General features: G+C 65.9%; 25 protein-coding genes and 2 tRNA genes. 14 read left to right on the top strand and 13 right to left on the bottom strand.

Features of this window, described 5'->3' with window-relative positions; translation table 11 throughout:
* Positions 1-76 precede the first annotated feature (76 nt).
* Positions 77-1,762: an Hvo_1808 family surface protein gene (locus DU502_RS17325; protein WP_121921384.1), complete on the bottom strand. Its 1,686-nt coding sequence runs from the start codon at positions 1,760-1,762 to the stop codon at positions 77-79.
* A gap of 198 nt (positions 1,763-1,960) precedes the next feature.
* On the opposite strand from DU502_RS17325, the gene DU502_RS17330 reads away from it, so the two are divergent.
* Together DU502_RS17330 and DU502_RS17335 are read left to right on the top strand one after the other, a co-directional pair.
* On the top strand, positions 1,961-2,158 hold the full coding sequence (locus DU502_RS17330; RefSeq protein WP_121921383.1) for a hypothetical protein: 198 nt from the start codon (positions 1,961-1,963) through the stop codon (positions 2,156-2,158).
* On the top strand, positions 2,148-2,444 hold the full coding sequence (locus DU502_RS17335) for a type II toxin-antitoxin system RelE family toxin (protein WP_121921382.1): 297 nt from the start codon (positions 2,148-2,150) through the stop codon (positions 2,442-2,444). Before DU502_RS17330 ends, DU502_RS17335 begins: the two co-directional genes overlap by 11 nt.
* Positions 2,445-2,896: 452 nt before the next feature.
* Here DU502_RS17335 and DU502_RS17340 read toward each other — a convergent pair.
* Positions 2,897-2,995 (bottom strand) — tRNA-Arg (locus DU502_RS17340).
* 43 nt (positions 2,996-3,038) lie between these two features.
* The gene (locus DU502_RS17345; protein WP_121921381.1) at positions 3,039-3,416 is read right to left on the bottom strand and encodes a YccF domain-containing protein; all 378 of its coding nucleotides are present in this window, start codon (positions 3,414-3,416) and stop codon (positions 3,039-3,041) included.
* Between the two features lie 86 nt (positions 3,417-3,502).
* Between DU502_RS17345 and DU502_RS17350 the strand changes: the two genes are divergently transcribed.
* Positions 3,503-4,048 (top strand): AAA family ATPase, encoded by a 546-nt coding sequence (locus tag DU502_RS17350; RefSeq protein ID WP_121921380.1) that lies wholly within the window; start codon positions 3,503-3,505, stop codon positions 4,046-4,048.
* Positions 4,045-4,458, top strand: a complete 414-nt coding sequence (locus tag DU502_RS17355; RefSeq protein WP_121921379.1) for an RNA-binding domain-containing protein — start codon at positions 4,045-4,047, stop codon at positions 4,456-4,458. The genes DU502_RS17350 and DU502_RS17355 overlap by 4 nt, the downstream gene beginning before the upstream one ends.
* A gap of 93 nt (positions 4,459-4,551) precedes the next feature.
* Here DU502_RS17355 and DU502_RS17360 read toward each other — a convergent pair whose 3' ends face one another.
* On the bottom strand, positions 4,552-5,067 hold the full coding sequence (locus DU502_RS17360; RefSeq protein WP_121921378.1) for a gamma carbonic anhydrase family protein: 516 nt from the start codon (positions 5,065-5,067) through the stop codon (positions 4,552-4,554).
* 91 nt (positions 5,068-5,158) lie between these two features.
* Here DU502_RS17360 and DU502_RS17365 point away from each other — a divergent pair, with 91 nt between their 5' ends.
* Positions 5,159-5,533, top strand: a complete 375-nt coding sequence (locus tag DU502_RS17365) for a secondary thiamine-phosphate synthase enzyme YjbQ (protein WP_121921377.1) — start codon at positions 5,159-5,161, stop codon at positions 5,531-5,533.
* On the opposite strand, the gene DU502_RS17370 is transcribed toward DU502_RS17365, so the two are convergent.
* From DU502_RS17370 to DU502_RS17380, 3 genes are read right to left on the bottom strand one after another with little or no spacing between them, the layout of a single operon-like run.
* On the bottom strand, positions 5,530-6,087 hold the full coding sequence (locus DU502_RS17370; RefSeq protein ID WP_121921376.1) for a magnesium transporter: 558 nt from the start codon (positions 6,085-6,087) through the stop codon (positions 5,530-5,532). The genes DU502_RS17365 and DU502_RS17370 overlap by 4 nt on opposite strands.
* Positions 6,088-6,669: a magnesium transporter gene (locus DU502_RS17375; RefSeq protein ID WP_124897116.1), complete on the bottom strand. Its 582-nt coding sequence runs from the start codon at positions 6,667-6,669 to the stop codon at positions 6,088-6,090.
* Between the two features lie 46 nt (positions 6,670-6,715).
* On the bottom strand, positions 6,716-8,116 hold the full coding sequence (locus tag DU502_RS17380) for a signal recognition particle protein Srp54 (protein ID WP_121921374.1): 1,401 nt from the start codon (positions 8,114-8,116) through the stop codon (positions 6,716-6,718).
* 123 nt (positions 8,117-8,239) lie between these two features.
* On the opposite strand from DU502_RS17380, the gene DU502_RS17385 reads away from it, so the two are divergent.
* Positions 8,240-9,226, top strand: coding sequence for a hypothetical protein (locus DU502_RS17385; RefSeq protein WP_121921373.1), 987 nt, complete (start codon positions 8,240-8,242; stop codon positions 9,224-9,226).
* 43 nt (positions 9,227-9,269) lie between these two features.
* A complete protein-coding gene (locus DU502_RS17390) occupies positions 9,270-9,614 on the top strand; it encodes a hypothetical protein (protein WP_121921372.1) in 345 nt (114 codons plus the stop codon).
* A 913-nt stretch (positions 9,615-10,527) separates the two neighbouring features.
* Here DU502_RS17390 and DU502_RS17395 read toward each other — a convergent pair.
* A tRNA-Val gene (locus DU502_RS17395) sits at positions 10,528-10,601 on the bottom strand.
* An 86-nt stretch (positions 10,602-10,687) separates the two neighbouring features.
* On the opposite strand from DU502_RS17395, the gene DU502_RS17400 reads away from it, so the two are divergent.
* Both DU502_RS17400 and DU502_RS17405 read left to right on the top strand, forming a co-directional pair.
* Positions 10,688-11,233, top strand: coding sequence for a DUF192 domain-containing protein (locus DU502_RS17400; RefSeq protein WP_241966829.1), 546 nt, complete (start codon positions 10,688-10,690; stop codon positions 11,231-11,233).
* Positions 11,230-11,493 (top strand): DUF7538 family protein, encoded by a 264-nt coding sequence (locus DU502_RS17405; RefSeq protein WP_121921370.1) that lies wholly within the window; start codon positions 11,230-11,232, stop codon positions 11,491-11,493. The genes DU502_RS17400 and DU502_RS17405 overlap by 4 nt, the downstream gene beginning before the upstream one ends.
* Here the strand turns inward: DU502_RS17405 and DU502_RS17410 are convergent.
* On the bottom strand, positions 11,488-12,435 hold the full coding sequence (locus tag DU502_RS17410) for a methyl-accepting chemotaxis protein (protein ID WP_121921369.1): 948 nt from the start codon (positions 12,433-12,435) through the stop codon (positions 11,488-11,490). The genes DU502_RS17405 and DU502_RS17410 overlap by 6 nt on opposite strands.
* A 105-nt stretch (positions 12,436-12,540) precedes the next feature.
* Here DU502_RS17410 and DU502_RS17415 point away from each other — a divergent pair, with 105 nt between their 5' ends.
* Positions 12,541-14,490 (top strand): ABC transporter ATP-binding protein, encoded by a 1,950-nt coding sequence (locus DU502_RS17415; RefSeq protein ID WP_121921368.1) that lies wholly within the window; start codon positions 12,541-12,543, stop codon positions 14,488-14,490.
* On the opposite strand, the gene DU502_RS17420 is transcribed toward DU502_RS17415, so the two are convergent.
* Positions 14,487-16,412: a hybrid sensor histidine kinase/response regulator gene (locus DU502_RS17420; protein ID WP_121921367.1), complete on the bottom strand. Its 1,926-nt coding sequence runs from the start codon at positions 16,410-16,412 to the stop codon at positions 14,487-14,489. The two genes, DU502_RS17415 and DU502_RS17420, sit on opposite strands and share 4 nt — an antisense overlap.
* A gap of 104 nt (positions 16,413-16,516) precedes the next feature.
* On the opposite strand from DU502_RS17420, the gene DU502_RS17425 reads away from it, so the two are divergent.
* Positions 16,517-17,260, top strand: a complete 744-nt coding sequence (locus tag DU502_RS17425) for a creatininase family protein (RefSeq protein WP_121921366.1) — start codon at positions 16,517-16,519, stop codon at positions 17,258-17,260.
* Between the two features lies 1 nt (position 17,261).
* Here DU502_RS17425 and DU502_RS17430 read toward each other — a convergent pair whose 3' ends face one another.
* Both DU502_RS17430 and DU502_RS17435 read right to left on the bottom strand, forming a co-directional pair.
* On the bottom strand, positions 17,262-17,672 hold the full coding sequence (locus DU502_RS17430; protein ID WP_121921365.1) for a DUF5790 family protein: 411 nt from the start codon (positions 17,670-17,672) through the stop codon (positions 17,262-17,264).
* Between the two features lie 83 nt (positions 17,673-17,755).
* Positions 17,756-18,091 (bottom strand): dihydroneopterin aldolase family protein, encoded by a 336-nt coding sequence (locus DU502_RS17435; RefSeq protein WP_121921364.1) that lies wholly within the window; start codon positions 18,089-18,091, stop codon positions 17,756-17,758.
* A 94-nt stretch (positions 18,092-18,185) separates the two neighbouring features.
* Here DU502_RS17435 and azf point away from each other — a divergent pair, with 94 nt between their 5' ends.
* On the top strand, positions 18,186-18,974 hold the full coding sequence (azf, locus tag DU502_RS17440) for an NAD-dependent glucose-6-phosphate dehydrogenase Azf (protein ID WP_121921363.1): 789 nt from the start codon (positions 18,186-18,188) through the stop codon (positions 18,972-18,974).
* 417 nt (positions 18,975-19,391) lie between these two features.
* Here the strand turns inward: azf and DU502_RS17445 are convergent, their stop codons facing one another.
* On the bottom strand, positions 19,392-20,009 hold the full coding sequence (locus DU502_RS17445) for a DUF309 domain-containing protein (RefSeq protein WP_121921362.1): 618 nt from the start codon (positions 20,007-20,009) through the stop codon (positions 19,392-19,394).
* 75 nt (positions 20,010-20,084) lie between these two features.
* Here DU502_RS17445 and DU502_RS17450 point away from each other — a divergent pair, with 75 nt between their 5' ends.
* Together DU502_RS17450 and DU502_RS19230 are read left to right on the top strand one after the other, a co-directional pair.
* Positions 20,085-20,510, top strand: a complete 426-nt coding sequence (locus tag DU502_RS17450; RefSeq protein WP_121921361.1) for a hypothetical protein — start codon at positions 20,085-20,087, stop codon at positions 20,508-20,510.
* A gap of 106 nt (positions 20,511-20,616) precedes the next feature.
* The gene (locus tag DU502_RS19230) at positions 20,617-20,757 is read left to right on the top strand and encodes a DUF7563 family protein (protein WP_449271744.1); all 141 of its coding nucleotides are present in this window, start codon (positions 20,617-20,619) and stop codon (positions 20,755-20,757) included.
* The last annotated feature ends 148 nt before the right edge of the window (positions 20,758-20,905 follow it).

Consider the following 20,905-nt stretch of genomic DNA (forward strand, 5'->3'; position numbering starts at 1 on the left):
TAATTCTGTGCCACGCGAGCGTTCCGGGGGTCGGATCGAAACGGAACGGCGACGCGAGAACGGTCGATCCCGAACCCTACCGGCGGGAGAACAGCAGTCCGGCGACGACGAGGGCGACGACGACCAGCCCGACGCCGAATCCGGGGGCCGAACCTTCCGTGCCGGTCGGCGTGGCCGTCGCCGTCTCGGTACTCTCCGTCGCGGTTCCTGCCACGTTGCCGGCGTCGGTCGTCGTCGGGGTCTCGACCTGCGGCGCGGCGCCCGACCGCACTTCCGAGAGTTCCCCGACGGTCGGCGCGTTGACGATGACGACCGTCGACCCCTGCACGGAGACGTAGAAGGCGTCGTTGAAGGGGTGGTCGTCGGGGAGGCGCCACGTGTTCGCGTGGCCGGGGACGGGTTCACCGGCGCCGGCGAGGGTGGCCCGGTACGCGCTGGCGAACTCCTGGGCGTCTTCCGGTGTGTCCCAGACACTCTTCCAGACGTAGCCCATTTCGCCCGTCTCGGCGGACTCGTCGGTCACGTACGGATAGAACTTGTCACCGTCCCACCCGGCCGAGGCCGGATGGTCGTAGTCGTACGGATCGAGTTGGCGCTGGGTCAGGATATCTTGGCGCGGCACGGCGGAACTCGCGAACCACAGCATGGAGTACATCCCCGCCTCGCCGAACACGGCGTAGTTCACGCCACCCTCCAACTGGGGCACGTACCACTCGTCGTTCGAGCGGTCGGCGACCGTCACGTCGGTCGGTGGGTCCTGCAGGTACTTCTCGGGGTGGATGAACTGCTCGGTACTCCGTGGGGGATTCGCGTACGCCCGGTCGACCGCCTCCCAGCCACCCTGCCGCTGGAGGTCGTGAACCCACGCCGGCCCCTCCGAGTACTGGACAAAGGAGTACACCAACAGGCCCAGATTCGGCCGGGGAGCGTTCTGTCCATCGCCCTCCGACTGGCTAGACGGCTGGAAACAGGTCCACTCGCTGCCGCATCGCTGTTCGTAGAGGTAGTCGACGTAGTTGCCGTCGCCCTCGATGATGGCGTCGATCCGCCGCGAATCCTCCTCGGTCGACCGGTTGTACTGGCCGATCCGCAGGTTCTTGTCCTGATACGAGTGGAAGAGCTCCTGTGCGAGGGTGATCTCCGAGAGCTGTGGATTCTCCGCGTTCTCCGAGATGAGAACGATCTCACCCTGTTCGATGGAGTCGGTTCCCGAGGCGTTGCCGAGCACGTAGAACCCGCCGATGGTGCTCGACTGGAGTTGCTGCTGGGCCTCGAAGTAGTCGGTCTCCTCGCCGGTCATGAGCAACGCCTCGAACTTGGCGTTCTGGTGGAGGCGCGCGGCGGTGGAGATGTTCACCCCCTGTCGCCGCTCGCGGACGTTGTTGACGTATTCCTCGCGCGAGATGACTCGAACCGGCGGGGTCTCCTCGAATTCGACATCCCTGACGACCTCGATGCGGGCCATCGACCGCGCCCTGACCTTGTCGATCTCGGCGTCGGTGTAGCCGTCGTCGGGCGTCACGTTCGCGAGCGTCTCGTTGTGCCAGTAGCCGTTCTCCCACCCTTGGACGTCCTCGTCGGGGTCCGGCCGAGAGTCGACCATGTCGGTGGCGGTGTCGCCGGTCGAGATCGCGGCCGGTCGCGGCGACGTGGTCGTCGTGTCCGTTGCGCCGCTCATCCCCGAAGCCGTCGCCCCCACGGCCGGAGCGACGAGCAACGACGCCGCCAGTAGCGTCAGCAGGATGGTCCGTGGTATCGACATACGACCTATTCGTTACGAGGGCGAAAAAACCTTCGAGCGGGACGATTCGCTGCGTACGGGAACGAAGCGGCGGATCAGCGGTCACGATGGGATCCGGTTCTTTGGGGATATGCAACCCCGAAAGTAGCGACTGCAGTTCGCCTACCGAAACCTTTTGCCTGTAAGCGTTGTAAGGATTGAACAGAGGCATCAGCACGTATGCCCAACGCCAGCAAACGAATCCCGGTCACGGAGGAACGGTGGAAAGAATTGAACGAACTCAAGGGGGCGGGCGAGACGTATGACGACCTGCTTGGGAAACTGATCCAGGAACACCAGCGCCGACAACTCGTCGAACGAGCGAAGGAAGTCCGTGAAGCAGACACTGAAGAACTGACGGCGCTCGATGAGTTATGAGGTTCTCCTCGCGGAGGAAGCCCGTGAGTACGTCGCCGCGCTAGACGAGAAGAGCACACGCATCGTAAAGGACAATCTCCAGAAATTAGCGGACGATCCGTATCCGAGACCGGATTCAGGATCCGGTGACAAGGAGAAGCTAGTGATCGAGGGACAGGAACTCTATCGTCTGCATATCGGGCGGACTCACACCGCGTTCTACGACGTACTCGAAGCGGACGAGGAAGTCCGCGTAATCGAGATCGTGGATATCGACGAGGCACACAAGCGCTACGGGTTCGATTGAACGGGTATGTGGCTGCGTTGGTCAGTTTCTCGAAATAGATGGACTCCGTTCGGAAAGACGGGATCCGAGTCCGACGGCTCCCGTATTCGAAACTTCGAAGTAAACCCTCTTTGCGGCCAAATTCTGACGTTTTGGTACTGCCACGGGCACGGTGAGAGTCCCGTGAGTGAGCAGCGCGAACGAACGGGATGGTTCGAGACGGTGGAGCCGTCTCGTCATGCCGAAAATCTCCGATTTTCGAGCACTACATCGGGGCCGTGAACGACCAACGGAAGTGAGCGGGTGCGATGGGATGTGAACCACGGTCGCGGCGAAGCCGCTCCCTGATTCAAATCCCAGTAGCCGCTACTGCCCACTTCGTTCGCAGATAGCGGGCACGATGGGAGTCCCGTGAGCGAGGGAAACGAGCGAAGGGGACTACATCGGGGCCGTGAACGACCGAAGGGAGTGAACGGGCACGATGGGATTTGAACCCACGACCGTCGGATAACTTCCTCCGCGGGGCTCGGAGTTAGAAGTCCGACGCTCTATCCGGACTGAGCTACGTGCCCTCGATGGCGAAAAAGACAGGCGAGTTAAAAAACCGTTCGATGGTCACCCGTCGAATCGGTACAGCGACGTGACGAGCGGGAGACGGTCGAACATCGGAATGGCGAGGGGAAGGCCGACGATGGTGACGGCCAGAAAACTCGCCACGTTCGCCCAGAGCCAGCCGAGCCACCAGCCGACGAAGACGAAATAGAGGATCCGAACCGCGAGCGACCGCTGGCCGGCGGCCGCGTCGGGATCACCGAGCGACCGGGGTTCCTTCAGCGTCAGGACGGTCGGGACGAGGTTGATCAGTTTGACGCCGAGTGGTGCGCCGACGACGGTCGCACAGAGGAGCCACGCGACGTTGACGACGGCGGGCGTGGCCCACCAGCCGACGACGACGAACCAGAGGGCACGGGTGAGGAGGGAACGCTGTGCCATGCGAGAGAGAGGCGGAGCGCGGGGAAAAGGCTGGCGCGCGGCCGAGGTCAGAGAGTATAAGGCCGCGAGGCAGGTAGGCGAGAGCGATGAAAGTACTCGGTACCGTCGGCCTCCCGGGGAGCGGCAAGGGCGAGGCCGCGGCGGTCGCGCGGGAGGTGGGCGTCCCGGTCGTCACGATGGGCGACGTGATTCGCGAGGCGTGTCGCGACCGGGGGCTCGACCCGGCGGAACACCACGGATCGATGGCGCGAGCCCTCCGCGAGGAAGGCGGCGAGGCGGCCATCGCCGAGCGCTCCCTGTCGCACATCCGGTCGGCGCTCGACGGGGCCGACGCGGTGCTCGTCGACGGGCTACGCGCCCCTGCCGAAGTAGAGCGCTTCGAGGAGGCGTTCGGCGACGCGTTCACCATCGTGAGCATCGAAGCGCCGTTCGAGACGCGAGTCGAACGACTGGCCGACCGGGGGCGCGACGACTCCGACGTGGACCGCGAGGCGCTCCGCGCCCGCGAGGAGCGCGAACTCGGCTTCGGCATGGGTGAAGTGATGGACGAGGCGGACGTGACCGTCGAAAACACGGGGACGCTCGACGAGTTCCGCCAGCGAATCCGCGCGTTGCTGGAGGAAGACCTATGATCTACCGGATCGACGTGCGAGTGATCGCGCCAGTCCGCGATACGGAGGTCACCGATCGCGTCGCCGACGCGGTCCGAAACCTGTTCCCGAACGCCGAGATTCGGGAGGAACCGGGGCAGGTCGTCGGCGAGGCGCACTCGATGGATGCGTTCTCCGAGCGCCTACACGAACAAGAGATTCTCGACACCGCCCGCCGCGAGTTCTTCCGCCGGGCCGACGAGGACGGGTTCGCCTTCGCCCTGAAGAAACAGGCGGCGTTCGAGGGCGTGATCAACTTCGCCGTCGGCAACCCGGACGAACTCGGCGACATCGAAGTGCAGGTGACGGTCCACGAGCCGGACGTGGAGGCGGTCGTGGATCACGTCGCGCCGCCGACGGAAGATGGCAAACCGATTCGGCCCGACGAGTAGGCGAGGCGCTTCGAGGCGCGACGTGGCCGCGGTCGTGGATCACGTCGCGCCGCCGACGGAAGATGGCAAACCGATTCGGCCCGACGACGGGGACTAGAACAGATCCTCGTGACGCGCGGCGAGGTCGGTGTACCCGCCCGTGCTGTAGTCCTCGAAGATGGCCTCGGCGTCGATAGTCGTCTCGGCAAGCGGCGTCGCCCGCGCGGGAACGCCGCGAACGAACGACTCGGGTGGGATGTCGTAGCCCTGTGGGACGACGGTCCCGGAGGCGACGATACAGCGCTCGCCGACGTGGACCTCGGCGTTGACGGTCGTGTTGAACCCGACGAGTGCGCCGTCGTCGACGGTTGCCTCGTTCAGGACGGCGCCGTGTCCGACCATCACCCGGTCGCCGAGCGTCACCGCGTGCAACACGGCGTTGTCGCCGACGTGTGACTCCCGACCCACCTCGACCGGCGCCACGTCGCCGCGGAGGACGACGCCGGGCCAGATGCTCGCGTCGGCGTCGACGCGTACGTCACCGACGAGCGTCGCCTCCTGACTCACCCTGGCGTCCGCGTGAATCTCCGGTCGAATCCCCTCGAACGCGTACTCGCGGCTGTCGACCATAGTCGGCCTACAGCACGCGACGCCGAATAGTTTGTGCCACGATACCACACCACTCATCGGCGTTTTTGCCCGTGCCGGCCGACGACCGGACATGGCATTCACCGTCTCGACGGACGCCCGTCTCGACGTGGTGGACGTGACCGACGACGTCGCCGCGGCGGTGCCGGACGACGCGACGGGGACGGTCACCGTCTTCGTCGAACACACCACGGCGGGCGTCGTGGTCAACGAGGCCGAACCGCGTCTGTTGGACGATATGCGCACGTTCCTCTCCGACGTGGTCCCGGACGAGGGCTGGAAGCACGACGAACTCGACGGCAACGCCGACTCGCACCTGCGGGCGATGCTGCTCGGCCCGTCGGAGACGATTCCGGTCGACGGTGGGGAACTGTCGCTCGGCCGGTGGCAGTCGGTGTTACTGATCGACTGCGACGGCCCGCGCGAGCGGACGGTCCGGGTCGTCTAGACGAAAACGAGGACGGCGAGATAGAGGAGCACCACCCCGAGGACGTCGCAGGTGTTGGTGACGACGGGGATCACCACGTCGTCGGGGTCGAGTTCGAGGCGGTAGGCGGCGTAGGTGGCGACGACGGTGACGAGGACGGCGAGGACGGCCAGCGAGAGGCCGCTGGACAGCGAGACGGCGAGGACCGTCCACGGCGAGAGGGCGGTCGACCCGGTGAGCGCACTCAGGGCCCACGCGCCGAGGCCGACAAGGGGGAAGATGGAGGCGGCGAGGGCGACGGTGGCGAGGGCGTTGCCCGCGAGCGTCTCGTCGTCGGGAGCAAAGGAGAGGGTCCCGAGGTGGAAGGCGGTGGAGAGGCGGGCCGCGAGGATGCTTCCCAGATTCCCCGCGGTGCCGATGGTGACGGGGACGAGGACGAGAAGCGAGGGGTAGCGGAGCAGCGTCGACTCGAAGCTCCCGAGCACGAGGCCGCTCCCGATTTCGACGAGCGTCAGGAGGAGGAGGACGGGCAGCATCGCCCGCGTGATGGCGCGGACGGTCCAGTCGGTCGCCACTCAGACACCCCCCAGCACGAGCGTGACGGACCGAACGGCGATCAGGAGAAAGAGGATGCCGAACACGTCGCCAGTGGTGGTGACCAGCGGCCCGACGAGGGTGTCGGGGTTGTAGCCGCGGCGGTAGCCCGCGAAGACGACGGTGATGACGACGATGACGAGCGTGACCCCCGAGAGCAGGCCGGCGACGAGGGCGATGCCGATCAGACGGCCGAGCGCCGCGACGGGAGCGTCGAGCATCGACAGGATGGCGAACGCGGCCGTCGCGGCGAACAGGGAGGCGACGAGTCCGTTTCCGAGCGCCGCGGCCGCGGCCGCCCGCAGGCGACGGTCGCCAGCGCGGACGCGCGGTTCGATCAACCCCTGATGCAGGCCGGTCGCGAGTCGCGCGCCGAGCGAGCCGTAGACGTTGCCACGAGTGGCGAGAAGGGCAGGAACGAGGACGAGCAATCCCTCGACGGCGCGCAGGTCGGAGCGCATCCCGCCGAGTACGAGGCCCGCGAGGAGGCCGCCGACGAGGCTGGCGCCGAGGGCGGGGAGTGCCTCGCGGTACGCCTCGACGGCGACCTCTCGGACGGTCATCGTCGGAGTCAATGCGGGCCGGGATGAAAAGTCGGGGGGAAGGCGATTAGCCGAACGGCCCCATACCGCCCATACCGCCCATGCCGCCACCGCCGTCGCCGCCCTGCTGTTGCATCTTCTTCATCATCCGCTGCATATCGCCGTCGCCCATCCCCTGGAACTGTTTGATGGTCCGCTCCATCATCTTGTGCTGTTCGAGGAGTTCGCGGATGGACTCCGCGGGGACGCCGGCGCCGCGGGCGATGCGCTCGACGCGTTCCTGCCCGATGATCCGCGGGTTCTCCAGTTCCTCGTCGGTCATGGAGTCCATTGCCACGTCGAACGTGCGCATCCGATCCTGGGTCACGTCCATGGCGTCGTCGGGCAACTGGTCCATGAGGCCGCCGCCCATGCCGGGGATCATGTCCATCACCTGATCCAGCGGCCCCATGTTGTTCATCGCCTCCATCTGCTTCTGCATATCCTTCAGCGTAAAGGACCCCTTCATGATGTCCTGGGGGTCCCAGTCGTCGTCCTCCTCGCCCGTCTCGGCCATCGCGCGCTCGACCCGTTCGGAGAGCTGTTTGAGGTCGCCCATCCCCAGCAGCCGGGAGATGAAGCCGTTGGGCTCGAAGCGCTCGATGTCCTGCACCGTCTCGCCGGTGCCCAGGAAGGCGATGGAGGAGTCCGTCTCGTTGACGGCGGTCAGGGCGCCGCCACCCTTCGCCGTCCCGTCGAGTTTCGTGATGACGACGCCGTCGATGCCGATGGAGTCGTCGAACTGTCGGGCCTGCTCTTTCGCCCCCTGCCCGATGGCGGCGTCGAGGACGAGGAGGGAGCGGTCGGGGTCGACCGCCGATTCGATCTCCTCGATCTCGTCGATCAGGTCGTCTTCGAGGGCGTGGCGACCGGCGGTGTCGACGATGTGCACGTCGGCGTCTTCGGTCGCTTCCAGCCCCTCACGAGCGATCTGGACCGGATCGTCCGAGTCGGGATCGCCGTAGAACTCCACCTCGGCGCGGTCGGCCATCTGCTCGGCCTGATCGTACGCGCCGGGACGGAAAGTGTCGGTCTGGATGACCGCGGGGCGAAGCCCTTTCTTCGAGAACCACCACGCCATCTTGGCGGCGGAGGTGGTCTTCCCCGATCCCTGCAGGCCGGCGAGCAGGATCGTCTGCGGTTCCAGCGGAATCTCCGTCGACTCGCCGATCAGGTCGACCAGTTCCTCGTAGACGATCTTGAGGACGTGATCGCGGGCGCTCGTCCCACCCGGCGGTTCCTCCTCCAGCGCCCGCGTCTCGATGGAGTCCGAGAGGTCCATCACGAGGTTTACGTCGACGTCGGCCTGGAGCAAGGAGCGCTGGATCTCCTTGACGACCTCGTTGACGTCGTCCTCGTCGAGACGGGACTTCCCCTGGAGTTTCGAGAGGGTCCCCCGGAGAGAACTCCCGAGATTGTCGAGTACCATTACCCCTCGATACGCGCTGGCGCCGGTAAAGGCTTTGTTCACGACTGAGCGGCGAGGACGGGTCGTGACGGCCGATCACACCTCGACCTGCAGTATAAGTCACCCCGGTCCCAACGCGGGGCGATGCAGCGGCGTGTGTACCTCCGACGAGTCGGCGCACTCACCCTCGGCACCGCCGTCGCCGGCTGTTCGGAGTCGGGGTCGGCGGCGTCGACGCCCGACGAGAGCGGGACGAACACGGCACCACCGAGCGAGACGGCCACGACGACAGCCACCGCCACCGCCACCGCCGAACCGACACCGACACCCGGTCCGCGCTCCCTTGCCCCCTATCGCTCGTGGCTCGTCGCCCCGACGCCGGTGACGCCGTACACCTACGAGTTCACCCACCTCTCGCTGTCGGCGGTCCGCGAGGACGCCACTCGATCGTTCGCCGAGAGCCTGAACACCTACTGGCGCCAGCGGTCCACGGCGTACTTCGGGTTCGACGTCCCCGTCGAGAGCCTCGACGCCGTCCTCACGGTGAACCACTCCCGCGTCGCCAACGAATCCTACCGCGTCGCCAGCGGGTCGTTCGATCCCGCCGCGCTCCGGGGTCCCCTCGTCGACGCCGGCTTCACCGCCGACGGCTGGGTGGACGACGTGCAGCGGTTCACCCGCACCGAGAACGGCCAGCTCCGGGCCGTCGGTCTCCACCCCGACCTGCTCGTCAGCATCGGGACCGACGCGTCCGCGACCGCACCGCTCGAAACCGCCGTCGAACAACACACGGGCGGCGACGTGCGCACCGAAGACGACGAGGCGCTCGCGCTCCTGATCGACCACTACGGCACCGCCGACTACGTCACCGGCCGCGAACTCGAACCCGCCGCCGAGGATTACCCGCTGAGCAAGGCCGTCGCCACCGGCCGCCGCCTCGACGTTCGAGGGGCGACCACGTGGACCGAACGCACCTACGTCCTGCCGCCCGACGCGACCATCGACGAGGAGGCGGTGCGGGAGGAGATTCGGACGCGCCACGTCGGCCAGCCCATCAAGGAGTTCCGCCGCGACGGCCGCCTCCTCACCGCCGCCGGCGAAGTGGAGAACTCGCTGATCCGGCTCATATAGGCGGGCCAGAAGGCCCTTATTCGCTCGCTGCTGAGACCACGCTATGCCTTCCAGACGTGCCGTCGTGAGCGGCATCGGCGTGGCACTCTCGGCCGGTCTCGCCGGGTGTGGTGCGCTCTCCGGGCCGGATCCGACCGTCGTCGAAACGGAAGTCGACGAGGGGATCGACGCCCTGATCGGTGACACCGATATCTTCGTCACCGTCGAGAACGAGGGGAGCGCCGGCGAGGTGTCCGTGACGCTCGAACTCCTCGACGGCGAGGGGACCGTCCTCCTCGACGAGACGCAGACGACGCACATGGAGGCCGACGAGCGCAAGCGCGTGACGTTCTCGGTGGACGTGCCGGAGGGGACGGAAGACGTGCGGGCGAGTGCGAGTGCGGCGTAGATTCGAGAATGCGGCCCTGTCGAAACCCTTGCCGAGTTATGACGGTCTGTGCGCGCGACTCTGCCAGTAACAAACTCCCCTGACAGGCTTACTTCTGCCGCGTGAGTTCCCGAAGGAGAACGTATATCGCGATACCAACGAGTGCAATGGCGCTAGCGAGACAGCGCGGACAGTTGGACAGCGTTCGTTTCGGTGTCTCTACTGTCCGTTCCTTCTCCCGTGGTTTCTGCGGTCGCTCCCGAAGTCGTCTCAGGAGGATTGGTTGCTCAGGCTCTTCTTCCTCCGCTTCCGGGCGGTCTTCCTCCTCAGAGTACGGGGAGCCACCATGTATGATTACGCACACCACCCACACGATATCCCACAAGATGATGAAGAAGATGGACGCAAGAACGTAATAGAAGTAGACAGAGATCACACAAAGCCATCGGAGAGGGTGCCACCAAGGCCGTTTCTTACAACGTTTTTTGTACGCTGTGACCAGTTCTTCCCATATAAGCTCGAATACTTCGGCCAGATACGTTATCAACGTCCAACAACTACGCCACGGATTTTCCGATACGACATCTGAATTTGACATGATCGTATCGTGCGGCCTCCATCGCCTTTGTTAAGGTTCCACTAACCACGGTAATGAGCGCGTACCTGTTCAGCGCTGAATACGCACCCTGTATTCAGCATGATCGGAGGTAACGACCGCCGAGAGAGAGTTTTGAGGCCAGAAATGCAGTTCGCCGGGATGAACGGGCTCGGGCGGATTTGCGACTCACCGTTCGGTTCGTCGCAAAATCCGAGTGGGCTCGGGTGGATTCGAACCACGGTCACTCCGCTCACTGCGTTCGCTTCGTTCCCTGATTCGAACCGCCCTCACGTTACGGATTTGTGACTCACCGTTCGGTTCGTCACAAAATCCGAGTGGGCTCGGGCGGATTCGAACCACCGATTTCGGCCTTGTAAAGGCCGCGTCATAACCAACTAGACCACGAGCCCTCGTCGGGAACACCGATCCCCGGCCGAATAACGGTTTCTGTATCCGTCCGCGAAACGCTTACCCCGGCGCGGCCGATTCGTCCACTATGCCCCGTCGAGCGATTCACCTCCTCCTCGTCTGCCTCGTCGCCCTCGCGGGCTGTTCGGGGATGGGGACGACGGCCCCGACGACCACGCCGACGGCAACGGACTCGGGCAGTGCGGAGACCGCGACGACGACGGCCACAGCGACGGTATCGACCCCCGGCAGCAACTACGACACGGCGACCGTCGTCGTCAGCGACGAGAACGGCACGCAGTTGGTGACGGTCGACGCGTGGGTGGCCGACTCGTTCTCGAAACAGTACACCGGGCTGAGCGACACGAGCACTCTCGACGACGGACAGGGGATGCTGTTCGTGTTCGACGGCGAGGACGACCGTGCGTTCGTGATGCGCGACATGGCCTTCCCGCTCGATATGATCTTCATCGACGCCGAGGGGACGATCACGACCATCCACCACGCCCCGCTGGAGTCGGACGGCGACCTGACGCGCTACAGGGGGCAAGCGAAGTACGTCCTCGAAGTGCCGATGGGCTACACGAACCGGACGGGGATCGACGTGGGCGATCAGGTGCGGATCGAGGAATGACGGTCGAATCGCTCGCGGAACGCGAGGGCTGGCGCGCCGAGGACTTCGCGGCCCGCGTCCACTACCAAGGCGAGGGCGACCGGTACTCGGTCGAGTATTACGCCCCGAGCGACTGCATCCTCTACTGGAAGGTGAAGGGTGACGGCGAGACGGCGGTTCCCGTGGGTCGGGAGACGGTGCCCGACCCGCTCCGGGAACGGGTGCGGATCGATCTGGAGGCGGCGGGAATCGATCCGGCGGTCGAGGGGCGGTCGCTATAGCTCCGCGACCAGATCCTCGATGGCGCGGTCGATGTCCTCGATCTGTTCGGTCTGTTCGTCGACCTCGTCGGCAATCTCCTCGGTCTCCTCGACGACACGCTGGGCGTCGTCGGTGACGTTCTCGGTCATGCTGGCGATCTCCTCGTGCCCGGCGGCCTGTTCGTCGGTCGCTTCGGCCACCTCGTCGATGCCGTCGTTCACCTCCGACACGGAGGAGTCGATGTCGTCGAGGATGTCGAGCGCCTCGTCGGCGGCGTCGACGCCCTCGCTGACGGCGTCCTGCGTCTCGTCGAGGCTCTCGGCGGCGGTCGAGGTGGAGGACTGGATGCCGTCGACCCGCTCCTCGATGTCGGCGGCGTGTTCCTGTGACTCCTCTGCGAGGCTCTTGACCTCGTTGGCGACGACGGCGAAGCCCTCGCCGGCATCGCCGGCCCGCGCCGCCTCGATGTTGGCGTTGAGGGCGAGCAGGTTCGTTTGATCCGCGATGTCGTTGATGATCTCGACCACCTCGTCGATCTCGGCGACCGCCTCCTCGACGGCGCGCACGTCGTCGACGACGTTCGTCGTCGACTCCTCGATCTGCTCCATCGCGGCCGCGACCTGTTCGACCGCCTCGTGGCCCTCGCCGGTCAGGTCGTCGGCGCGGTCGCTGGCGGCCGCCACCTGTTCCGCCGAGGACGCCACCTCCTCGACGGCGGCGCTCAGGTTCGAAATCTCGCTCGCCACCTCCGTCATGCGCTCGTACTGCTCGGTCGTATGCTCGGTGATCTCCCGCGTCCGCACCGCAATCTCCTCGGAACTCCCCTGCAGTTCGGCGATGGATGTCTGAATCTCGCTGGCAGCCTCGTGGTCGTACCCCTCCTGCCGGTCGATGTCCTGTTCGATGGTCTCGTCGAGTTCGGCACCAACGTCTGCGTCGAGGTCAGTCGAGGCATCCGACATACGCAACCCTGTTCGCGATACCGTCAAAAAAGAGAGGGTTCAGTTATCAGTCATGAAAGTGGGCGGCGAGTCAGCCTTTTGGCCGCGCATCCCCGAGTACGGGTGATGGATGTCCCCGCGGCCGCGGACGATGACCCCTTCGAAGAGCAACGGGAGCGGACGGCCAACCCGATGCGACGCCTGTTCACCGAGTACGGCGGCGAGCAGGCCGGCCCGTTCTCCGTCGGTGTCGCCGCCAGCGTCTTCGCTCGTCTGCTCGACTTGCTGCCGCCCCTCCTCCTCGGCATCGCCGTCGACGCCATCTTCCTGAACGAGAGCGAGTTCTCCCTCCCGCTAGTGCCCGACGCGTGGCTCCCGACGGACACCGAAGCGCAGTTCTGGCTGGTGGTCGGCATCGTCCTCTTCTCGTTTCTCGGCGGCGCTGGCCTCCACTGGGTGCGCAACTGGGGCTGGAACCGCTTCGCCCAGTACGTGCAACACGCCGTCCGTACCGACACGTACGACGCGATGCAGCGGCTGAACATGACCTTTTTCGCCGACAAGCAGACCGGCGAGATGATGTCGGTGCTGTCGAACGACGTGAATCGGCTGGAGCGGTTCCTCAACGACGGCCTGAACTCGGCGTTCCGGCTGGGCGTGATGGTCGTCGGCATCGCCGCGCTCCTCCTGTGGATGAACTGGCAACTCGCCCTCGTGGCGCTCCTCCCCGTGCCGCTCATCGCTTTCTTCACCTACCGGTTCGTGAACACCATCCAGCCCAAGTACGCCGAAGTCCGGTCGACGGTCGGCCAGGTCAACTCCCGGCTGGAGAACAACCTCGGCGGCATCCAGGTGATCAAGACGAGCAACACCGAAGCGTACGAAGCCGACCGCGTCGAGGACGTGTCCGGCGACTACTTCGACGCCAACTGGGACGCCATCGAGACGCGCATCAAGTTCTTCCCCGGTCTCCGGGTGCTCGCCGGCATCGGCTTCGCGCTCACGTTCACCATCGGCGGCTTCTGGGTGTTCCGCGGCGAGGGGCCGTGGTTCTTCACCGGTACCCTCCGTCCCGGCGAGTTCGTCGCCTTCATCCTCTACAGCCAGCGGTTCATCTGGCCCATGGCGCAGTTCGGCCAGATCATCAACATGTACCAGCGGGCGTACGCCTCCACCGCGCGCGTCTTCGGCCTGATGGACGAGGACGCGGGCATCGAGGAGCGCCCGGACGCCGAGGGCCTCGTCGTCGACGAGGGCCGCGTCGAGTACGACGACGTGACCTTCGGCTACGACGACGACCCCATCCTCGAGGGCGTGAGCTTCACCGCCGAGGGCGGGAATACGCTGGCGCTCGTCGGCCCCACCGGCGCCGGCAAATCCACCGCGCTGAAGCTCCTGCTCCGGATGTACGACGTGGATTCGGGTGCGGTTCGGGTCGACGAGCAGGACGTGCGCGACGTGACGCTGGCCAGTCTCCGGGGCGCCATCGGCTACGTCAGTCAGGAGACGTTCCTCTTCTACGGGACGGTCCGCGAGAACATCACGTACGGGACGTTCGACGCGAGCGACGAGGCGGTCGTCGAGGCCGCCAAAGCCGCGGAAGCCCACGAGTTCATCACGAACCTCCCCGACGGCTACGACACGATGGTCGGGGAGCGGGGCGTGAAGCTCTCGGGCGGCCAGCGGCAACGGCTCGCCATCGCCCGAGCGATGCTGAAAGACCCTGAAATCCTGATCCTCGACGAGGCGACGAGCGACGTGGACACGGAGACGGAGATGCTGATCCAGCGGTCGCTCGACCGCCTCACCGCCGACCGCACCACGTTCGTCATCGCCCACCGCCTCTCGACGGTGAAAGACGCGGATCGGATCGTCGTCCTCGACGACGGCGAGGTGGTCGAACGTGGCACTCACGAGGATCTGCTCGCGGCCGACGGCCTCTACGCCAACCTCTGGGGCGTGCAGGCGGGAGAGATAGAGGACCTGCCCGAGGAGTTCGTCGAACGGGCGATGCGACGTGGTGCGCGAACGGACGGCGTGGAACTCCGCTCGACGGAGTCGAGCGACGACGACTAGGCGGTCGAGTCGTCGTCGTCGAACTCGACGCCACGGACCTCGAACCGGGCGCCGCCGGCGTCGCTGTCGGTCACACCGACCGTCCAGCCGTGTGCCTCGGCGACCTGTTCGACGATCCGCAGGCCGAATCCAGTGCCGTCCCGTTCTGTCGAGTAACCGGCGTCGAACACCACGTCGCGCTCGTTCGGGGGAATACCGGGGCCGTCGTCCGCGACGTAGAAGCCATCGTCGAGGGCGCCGACGCTGACGGTCACGGTCGATTCGTCGTCGTCCATACCGTGTTCGGCGCTGTCGTCGGACTTCGTCCGACTGCTCGTGGAGCCATGCTCCACACTGTTTCGAAGCAGGTTCTCGACGAGCTGGCGGAGACGACTCCGGTCGGCCCACATCCGTCGGTCGGTGTCGACCACGAGCGTCGCGCCAGCCGTCTCGATGTTGGCCCAACAGCGGTCGACGAGGTCCGCGAGGTCGACGGACTCCACGTCGTCGAGAGCGTCGCCGCCACGCGCGAGCGTCAGCAGATCCTCGATCAGCGCTTCCATGCGGTCGTGGGCGCGGATAGCGACGTCGAGGTGGGAGCAGTCGTCGTCTCGTTGGGCCAGTTTCACGCGACTCTGGGCAACGTTCAAGGGGTTGCGCAGGTCGTGGCTGACGATGCTGGCGAACTCCTCCAGTCGCTCTTTCTGGCGCTCCAGTTCCTTCCGTCGGCGAACGTCGAGATAGAGCGCGAGGGTGCCGACGATATCGTCGCGGGCGTCACGTCGGGGGACGGCACGCAGCCGCGTCTCGACGACGTCGCCGTCGGCGGTCACGAGTTCTCGATCTTCGCGCATGAACTCGCCATTCAGCGCACGTTCGTACCCGCCGCACTCGATCAGTCTGCGCTCCGACTCGGGCGTGTAGAAGTCCCCGAGTTCTCGGTCGACGAGTTCCTCGCGCTCGTATTCCAGCGTCTCGGCGAACCGCTGGTTGCAGTCGTCGATGACCGGGAGCCGATTCTCGGCGCGCGTGACGACCGCCATGACCGGCGCCTCCTCGAAGAGATACCGGTACTGCGCTTCGAGTTCGGCCGTCAGTTCCTCCAGTTCCTCGGTCCGGCGTTCGAGTTCCCGCTCCCGCTCTTTCCGCTCGGTGATGTCGGTGATGAAGCCCTCCAGCACCTCCCAGTCGCCGTCGGAGCGACTCACGACGCGGCCCCGTTCCCACATCCACTTCGTCTCCCCGTCTGCGGTGACGATCCGATAGGTGACTTCGAACGCGTCATCGGCGTCGAGGGTGTCCTGTACGGCGTCCCAGATCTCCATCCGGTCGGCCTCGTGGATGAGGTCGTCACCCCACGATACGTCGCCCCGCTCCAGTTGTTCGGCGGCGTAGCCGGTGATCGCCTCGATTTCGCCTTCGACCACCTCCATCGGCCACCCGGACTCGTTCCGACATCGATAGACGATACCGGGGAGGTTGCTGATCAGCGTCTCCAGTCGACGGGTCCGTTCGGCGAGGAGCCGCCGGGATCGGTGGGCGTCGACGACGTTGCTGATCCGATTGGCGAGAACTTCGTACTGCTCGGTGTTCGCCCCTTTCTGGAGGTAGTCGGTCACGCCGGCCGAGATGGCTTCGCTGGCGACCGACTCGGAACCTTTCCCCGTGAACAGGATGAACGGCAGGCGGGGGTGATCCTCGCGGACGGTTTCGAGAAATTCGATGCCGTTCATCCCCGGCATGTCGTAATCGGAGACGACACAGTCGATGTCGGCGGCCGCGAGGCAGTCCAGGCCCGTCTGGACGTTCGTGGCCGTCTCGACCACGAACCGCTCGTCGGCGCGTTCGAGGAAGATGGCCGCCATCTCCGCGAAATCCGGATCGTCGTCGACGTGGAGGATCCGAATGGTTTCGGCCGCGTCGCCGGCGATACCGTCGGTCATACCAAACAGTCCGTCCACAGGGTAGTAACGAAGGGGCCTAACGCTGTTGGCAGATGGCACGGAACTGGCCGGGCGTTGAAGGCCCCCGCCGCCGAGGAGTCGATATGCAACTCGACCTCACCGACGCGACCTGGACCGACGTTCGCGACGCCGACACCGACCTCGCCCTCCTGCCGGTGGGAAGCACCGAACAGCACGGTCCCCACGCCCCGCTCGGCACCGACGCCCTCCACGCCGAGACGGTTGCCGAGGCGGGGGCGGAACGGTACGACGGGACGGTGGCCGTCGCGCCGACGATTTCGGTCGGCATCGCGGAGGAACACCGACAGTTCCCGGGGACGCTCTGGGTGTCACCCGACACCTTCCGGCGCTACGTCCGCGACGTGGTCGGAAGCCTCGCCTACCACGGCCTCGACCGGGTCGTCGTCGTCAACGGTCACGGCGGCAACGTCCCCGCGCTCGGGGAGGTGACGGCGACGATCACCCGCCACGACGACGCCTACGCCGTCCCGTTCACGTGGTTCGACGCGGTGGACGACCACGGGAGCGACATGGGTCACGGCGGGCCACTGGAGACGGCACTGTTGCGGGCGACGCATCCCGAACTCGTCCGCGAAGACCGGATCGAGGAGGCGCGCGAGGGGGCGAGCGAAGGCTGGGGCGACTGGGTGTCGAGTACGAATCTCGCTCACGACTCCGCGGAGTTCACGGAGAACGGCGTCGTGGGCGATCCGGGCGCTGGCGACGCCGACCGGGGCGAGGAACTGCGGGAGTTGGCGGCCAACGCGCTGGATCGACTGCTGCAGGCGGTCGCGGAACGAGACGTGTCGCGGCCGGCCGACCGGTAGGTTACTCCTCGTCGTCCTCGTCCGTCTCGAACTCTTGGAGCGCTCCCCGGAGTTCCGGCACCGCGTTCGTGAGGTCGCTCACATCCGCATGGGCTTCGTCGATGTCGGCGATGAGGGATTCCAGTTCTTCGATGGCGGCCGCGAGGTCGTCGGCGTCTTCGAAAGCGTCGGCGCGTTCGCCCATCGTGTACCACTTCTTCGCCTGCCGGAGGTGGTCCTCGGCGTCGCCCACGTCGAGCGCCGACCGGAGGCCGTTCAGGACGCCGAGGACGTTGTTGGCTTCCGTCTCCCACACGTCGGCGGCGGCGGGGAGTTCCGCGCGTGCTTTCGTCAGATGTTCTTCCACGTCGGCGCGCATCTCTTCTGCCGCCTCGCCGAAGAGTTCGTCGTCGCCAAGCGTCGTCTGACTCATACACCTCGGTTCACCGGCGTGTGAGTTAAACGCACGCCCGAAAGTGAAAGTGAAACCGCAGGTGTCGGCGGGGCGAGCGACGGCTATTCCACGTCGACCAGCCGCATCAGCGGGTAGCCGTCCTCCATCGTCATCGCCGTGCGGACGACCACGTCCTCGTACTCGACCCGCATCTCCACCTCCATGAAGCGGCCCGTGAGTTCGACGTAGCCGTGGTCGTCGGTCGCCGCGGCCAGCGCTGCCTCGTCGATGTCGACGGTGACCGACTCGCAGAACGGCTGATTCTCGATGGCGTCGGCCATCGCGCGTTCGAGACTCGGGGCGCTGTCGGGCGAGACGGGCGTCCCCGCGAACTGGTGGTAGAGCGAGCCGAACTTGATGCCGGCTTCGAAGCAAGCCTGCTGTTCGTCGGTGGGCATACGACCCCGTCGCGACGGCGGGAGTAAGACCTGTCGCCGGCGCCCACCGCGGAATCGGTTGTTACTTGGGTTCGGTCGTCCCATTGACGCCCGAATGGACGACCCGGTGTTACTGACAGGCGCGGGTGGGCGCGTCGGGCAGGCCATCCTGAACGGGGTCGGCGACGCCCACGAGTGGCGACTACTCGACCGGGAACCGCTGTCGGACGACCGCCTCCCGGCCGGTGTCGACGAGGACGACGTCGTCGTCGCGGACGTGACCGACGACGAGGCGATAGCCGAGGCGATGCAGGGGGTCGGCGCCGTGATCCACCTCGCGGGCGACCCCCGGCCCGAGGCTCCGTGGAACTCGGTGCTGTCGAACAACATCGACGGCACGCAGACGGTGTTCGAGGCGGCGGTCGACGCGGGGGTCGAAAAGGTCGCCTTCGCCTCCTCGAACCACGCCGTCTCCGCCTACGAAACCGACGAGCGCACGCCCGAGATGTATCGCACCGACGACGACTACCGCCTCGACGGGACGGAACTCCCCCGCCCCGGCAACCTCTACGGCGTGAGCAAGGCCGCGGGCGAGACGCTCGGCCGCTACTACCACGACGCCGAGGGACTCTCCGTCGTCTGTGTCCGCATCGGCAACCTCACCGAGGGCCATCCACCGCGTAACTACGAACGCGGGCAGGCGATGTGGCTCTCCCACCGCGACTGTGCCCACCTCTTCGACCGCTGTATCCGCGCCGACTACGACTACGAAATCGTCTACGGCATCTCCGACAACGAGCGGAAGTACTACAGCATCGAGCGCGCGAAGGCGGTGCTGGGCTACGACCCGCAGGACGACTCGGCGGCGTACACGCTTTCGGGCGAACCGACCGAGGAGGCGTAGCGACGCGACTCTACGACCAACACCGCGCCACCGAGAGTCGCAGACGAAAACTACTCCCCGTCCAAACGTGAAGGGGACGATATGGATCGCCAGCAACTGATCGCCCTCGTCTTCGTGGGCCTCATGCTGTTCTCGTCGTTCGCCTACGCCCTCTCGTTCGTCTGAGCCACAGTCGGCGAGCGCCGACGGCAGCACGTGGTGCTCGGGGTGGACGAAACGTTGCGCTCGTCGGTGCGCTGTCGTTACCAAAATCGAAAATTGAAGGGGAGGGATTAAGGCCCCTCTCTGGATCAAAGGGAACTGAGAGTTATCATGCGACGAACGTGTCCGTTCTGTGGGGACCGAGTCGAAATTCTGCCCGAACATCTCGAAGACTGTCAAGAAGCCCCTCGCGACGACCCGCGAGTGCCCTGATCGTTACTCCTCGAACAACCCCGCTACGTCCGCGTACTCCCGCGCCCGCCGGTCGACGTGTTCCGTGAGACGCTGGTAGACGAGGGGCCGCTCCGCGTCGGCGGTCACGAACTCCAGCAGCGTGGTGGTAAAGAGCGTCCGCTCACCGCCCTCGATCTCTTCGCGGGCGAACTCGATGGCTCGTTCGACGGTCGCCACGTCGTAGCCGTACTCGTCGGCGAGAACCGTCGCGGCGACGGCCGCGGCCTCGAACCGCAGATCTTCGGGTGTGAGCGCCGCACCCTCGTAACGGAGCGCCGGCGGCCGGTGACGCTCGATCACTTCGGGATCGGCGGCGAGCGCCGTCAACGACCGCCGGACAGGATCGAGGTCGACGCCACGGTACGGCGAGGGGAGACCCGCGAGATAGTCGCCGGCGCTCTCGGCGAGGCCCGTCGCGCCGCTCCAGTTGCGGGTCCGAGCGTGGTAGACGGCGGCGGTGAACTGGATCAATCCGTGCAGGAATCGCTCGTCGTCGATGCCCGAATCGAGCGCGAGCCACGGCTCCTCCCATGCGTCGTGCGCGGCGTGATACTCGCCGGCGTTGTAGATGGCGATCCCCGCCCGGAGTGGCGCCTCCATAGATGGGGTAGACGCCCGAGGCTGAAAAACGGCGTCGTCGCAACGCACATACCTTGTCACACGGTATCATAAACCATGGTCGAGTCCGACGACACCGGCAAGTTGACCGAGCGCGAACGCGAGGCGCTCCACGAGGTGGAACTGGGCGTCGAACACCTGCACCGCGCGCACGGCCACCTCGTCTCGTTTCACCACAGTACCGGCCGAGCGATGGACCACCTGGCGGCCGCCGAGGACCTGTTGCGGGAGGCTGGCCACGACGAACTCGCGGACCACCTGCGCGACGAACACCTCCCGCGGGGGGTCGTACCGCCCTGCGACGGCGACCGGGCGACGGCCGGGCGGTGGTCGTACGACATCCTCGAGAAGTTCCAGGAGACGTTTCTCGACGACGTGGTGGGCTTCGGTGACCGAGTCCGTGACCAGGTGGCCGACGGACGGCGACACGTCACCGAACGTCGACAGGAGGCGGAGTGGAAACGGCGCGCACAGCTCGAATGAGAGAGATGGCCGTCCCATACGATCGGTAGGGAGTCGTTAGCGCCGACAGATCGTGTTGTATGCTACCCATACTCATTATCTATGCCGTCCTCGGGCCGAGTGAACCATGTACACCTGTTACAACTGCGACGGTGCCGTGAGCAAGGATTTCGTGCGCGTGTTCGGCGACGAACAGGGACGCGTGGACGGCTGTCCCAACTGCGAACTGCGAGCGGGACCGGTCGACCGAGCGGCAGAACCGTCCTGACGGAGTCCCACGCGAGCGTGAGATGTAGCCTGATCGGGATTCGAACTCGCCGGCGCGTCAGGTCTCCACGAAGTGATGGACCAGTTGGCGTGCACAGAGGAGTATCGTGGCTGTTGTAGATTCTCGCCGGACCGTCCTGACGAAAATC

It is taken from the genome of Haloplanus aerogenes, from assembly GCF_003856835.1.
Classification (GTDB): domain Archaea; phylum Halobacteriota; class Halobacteria; order Halobacteriales; family Haloferacaceae; genus Haloplanus; species Haloplanus aerogenes.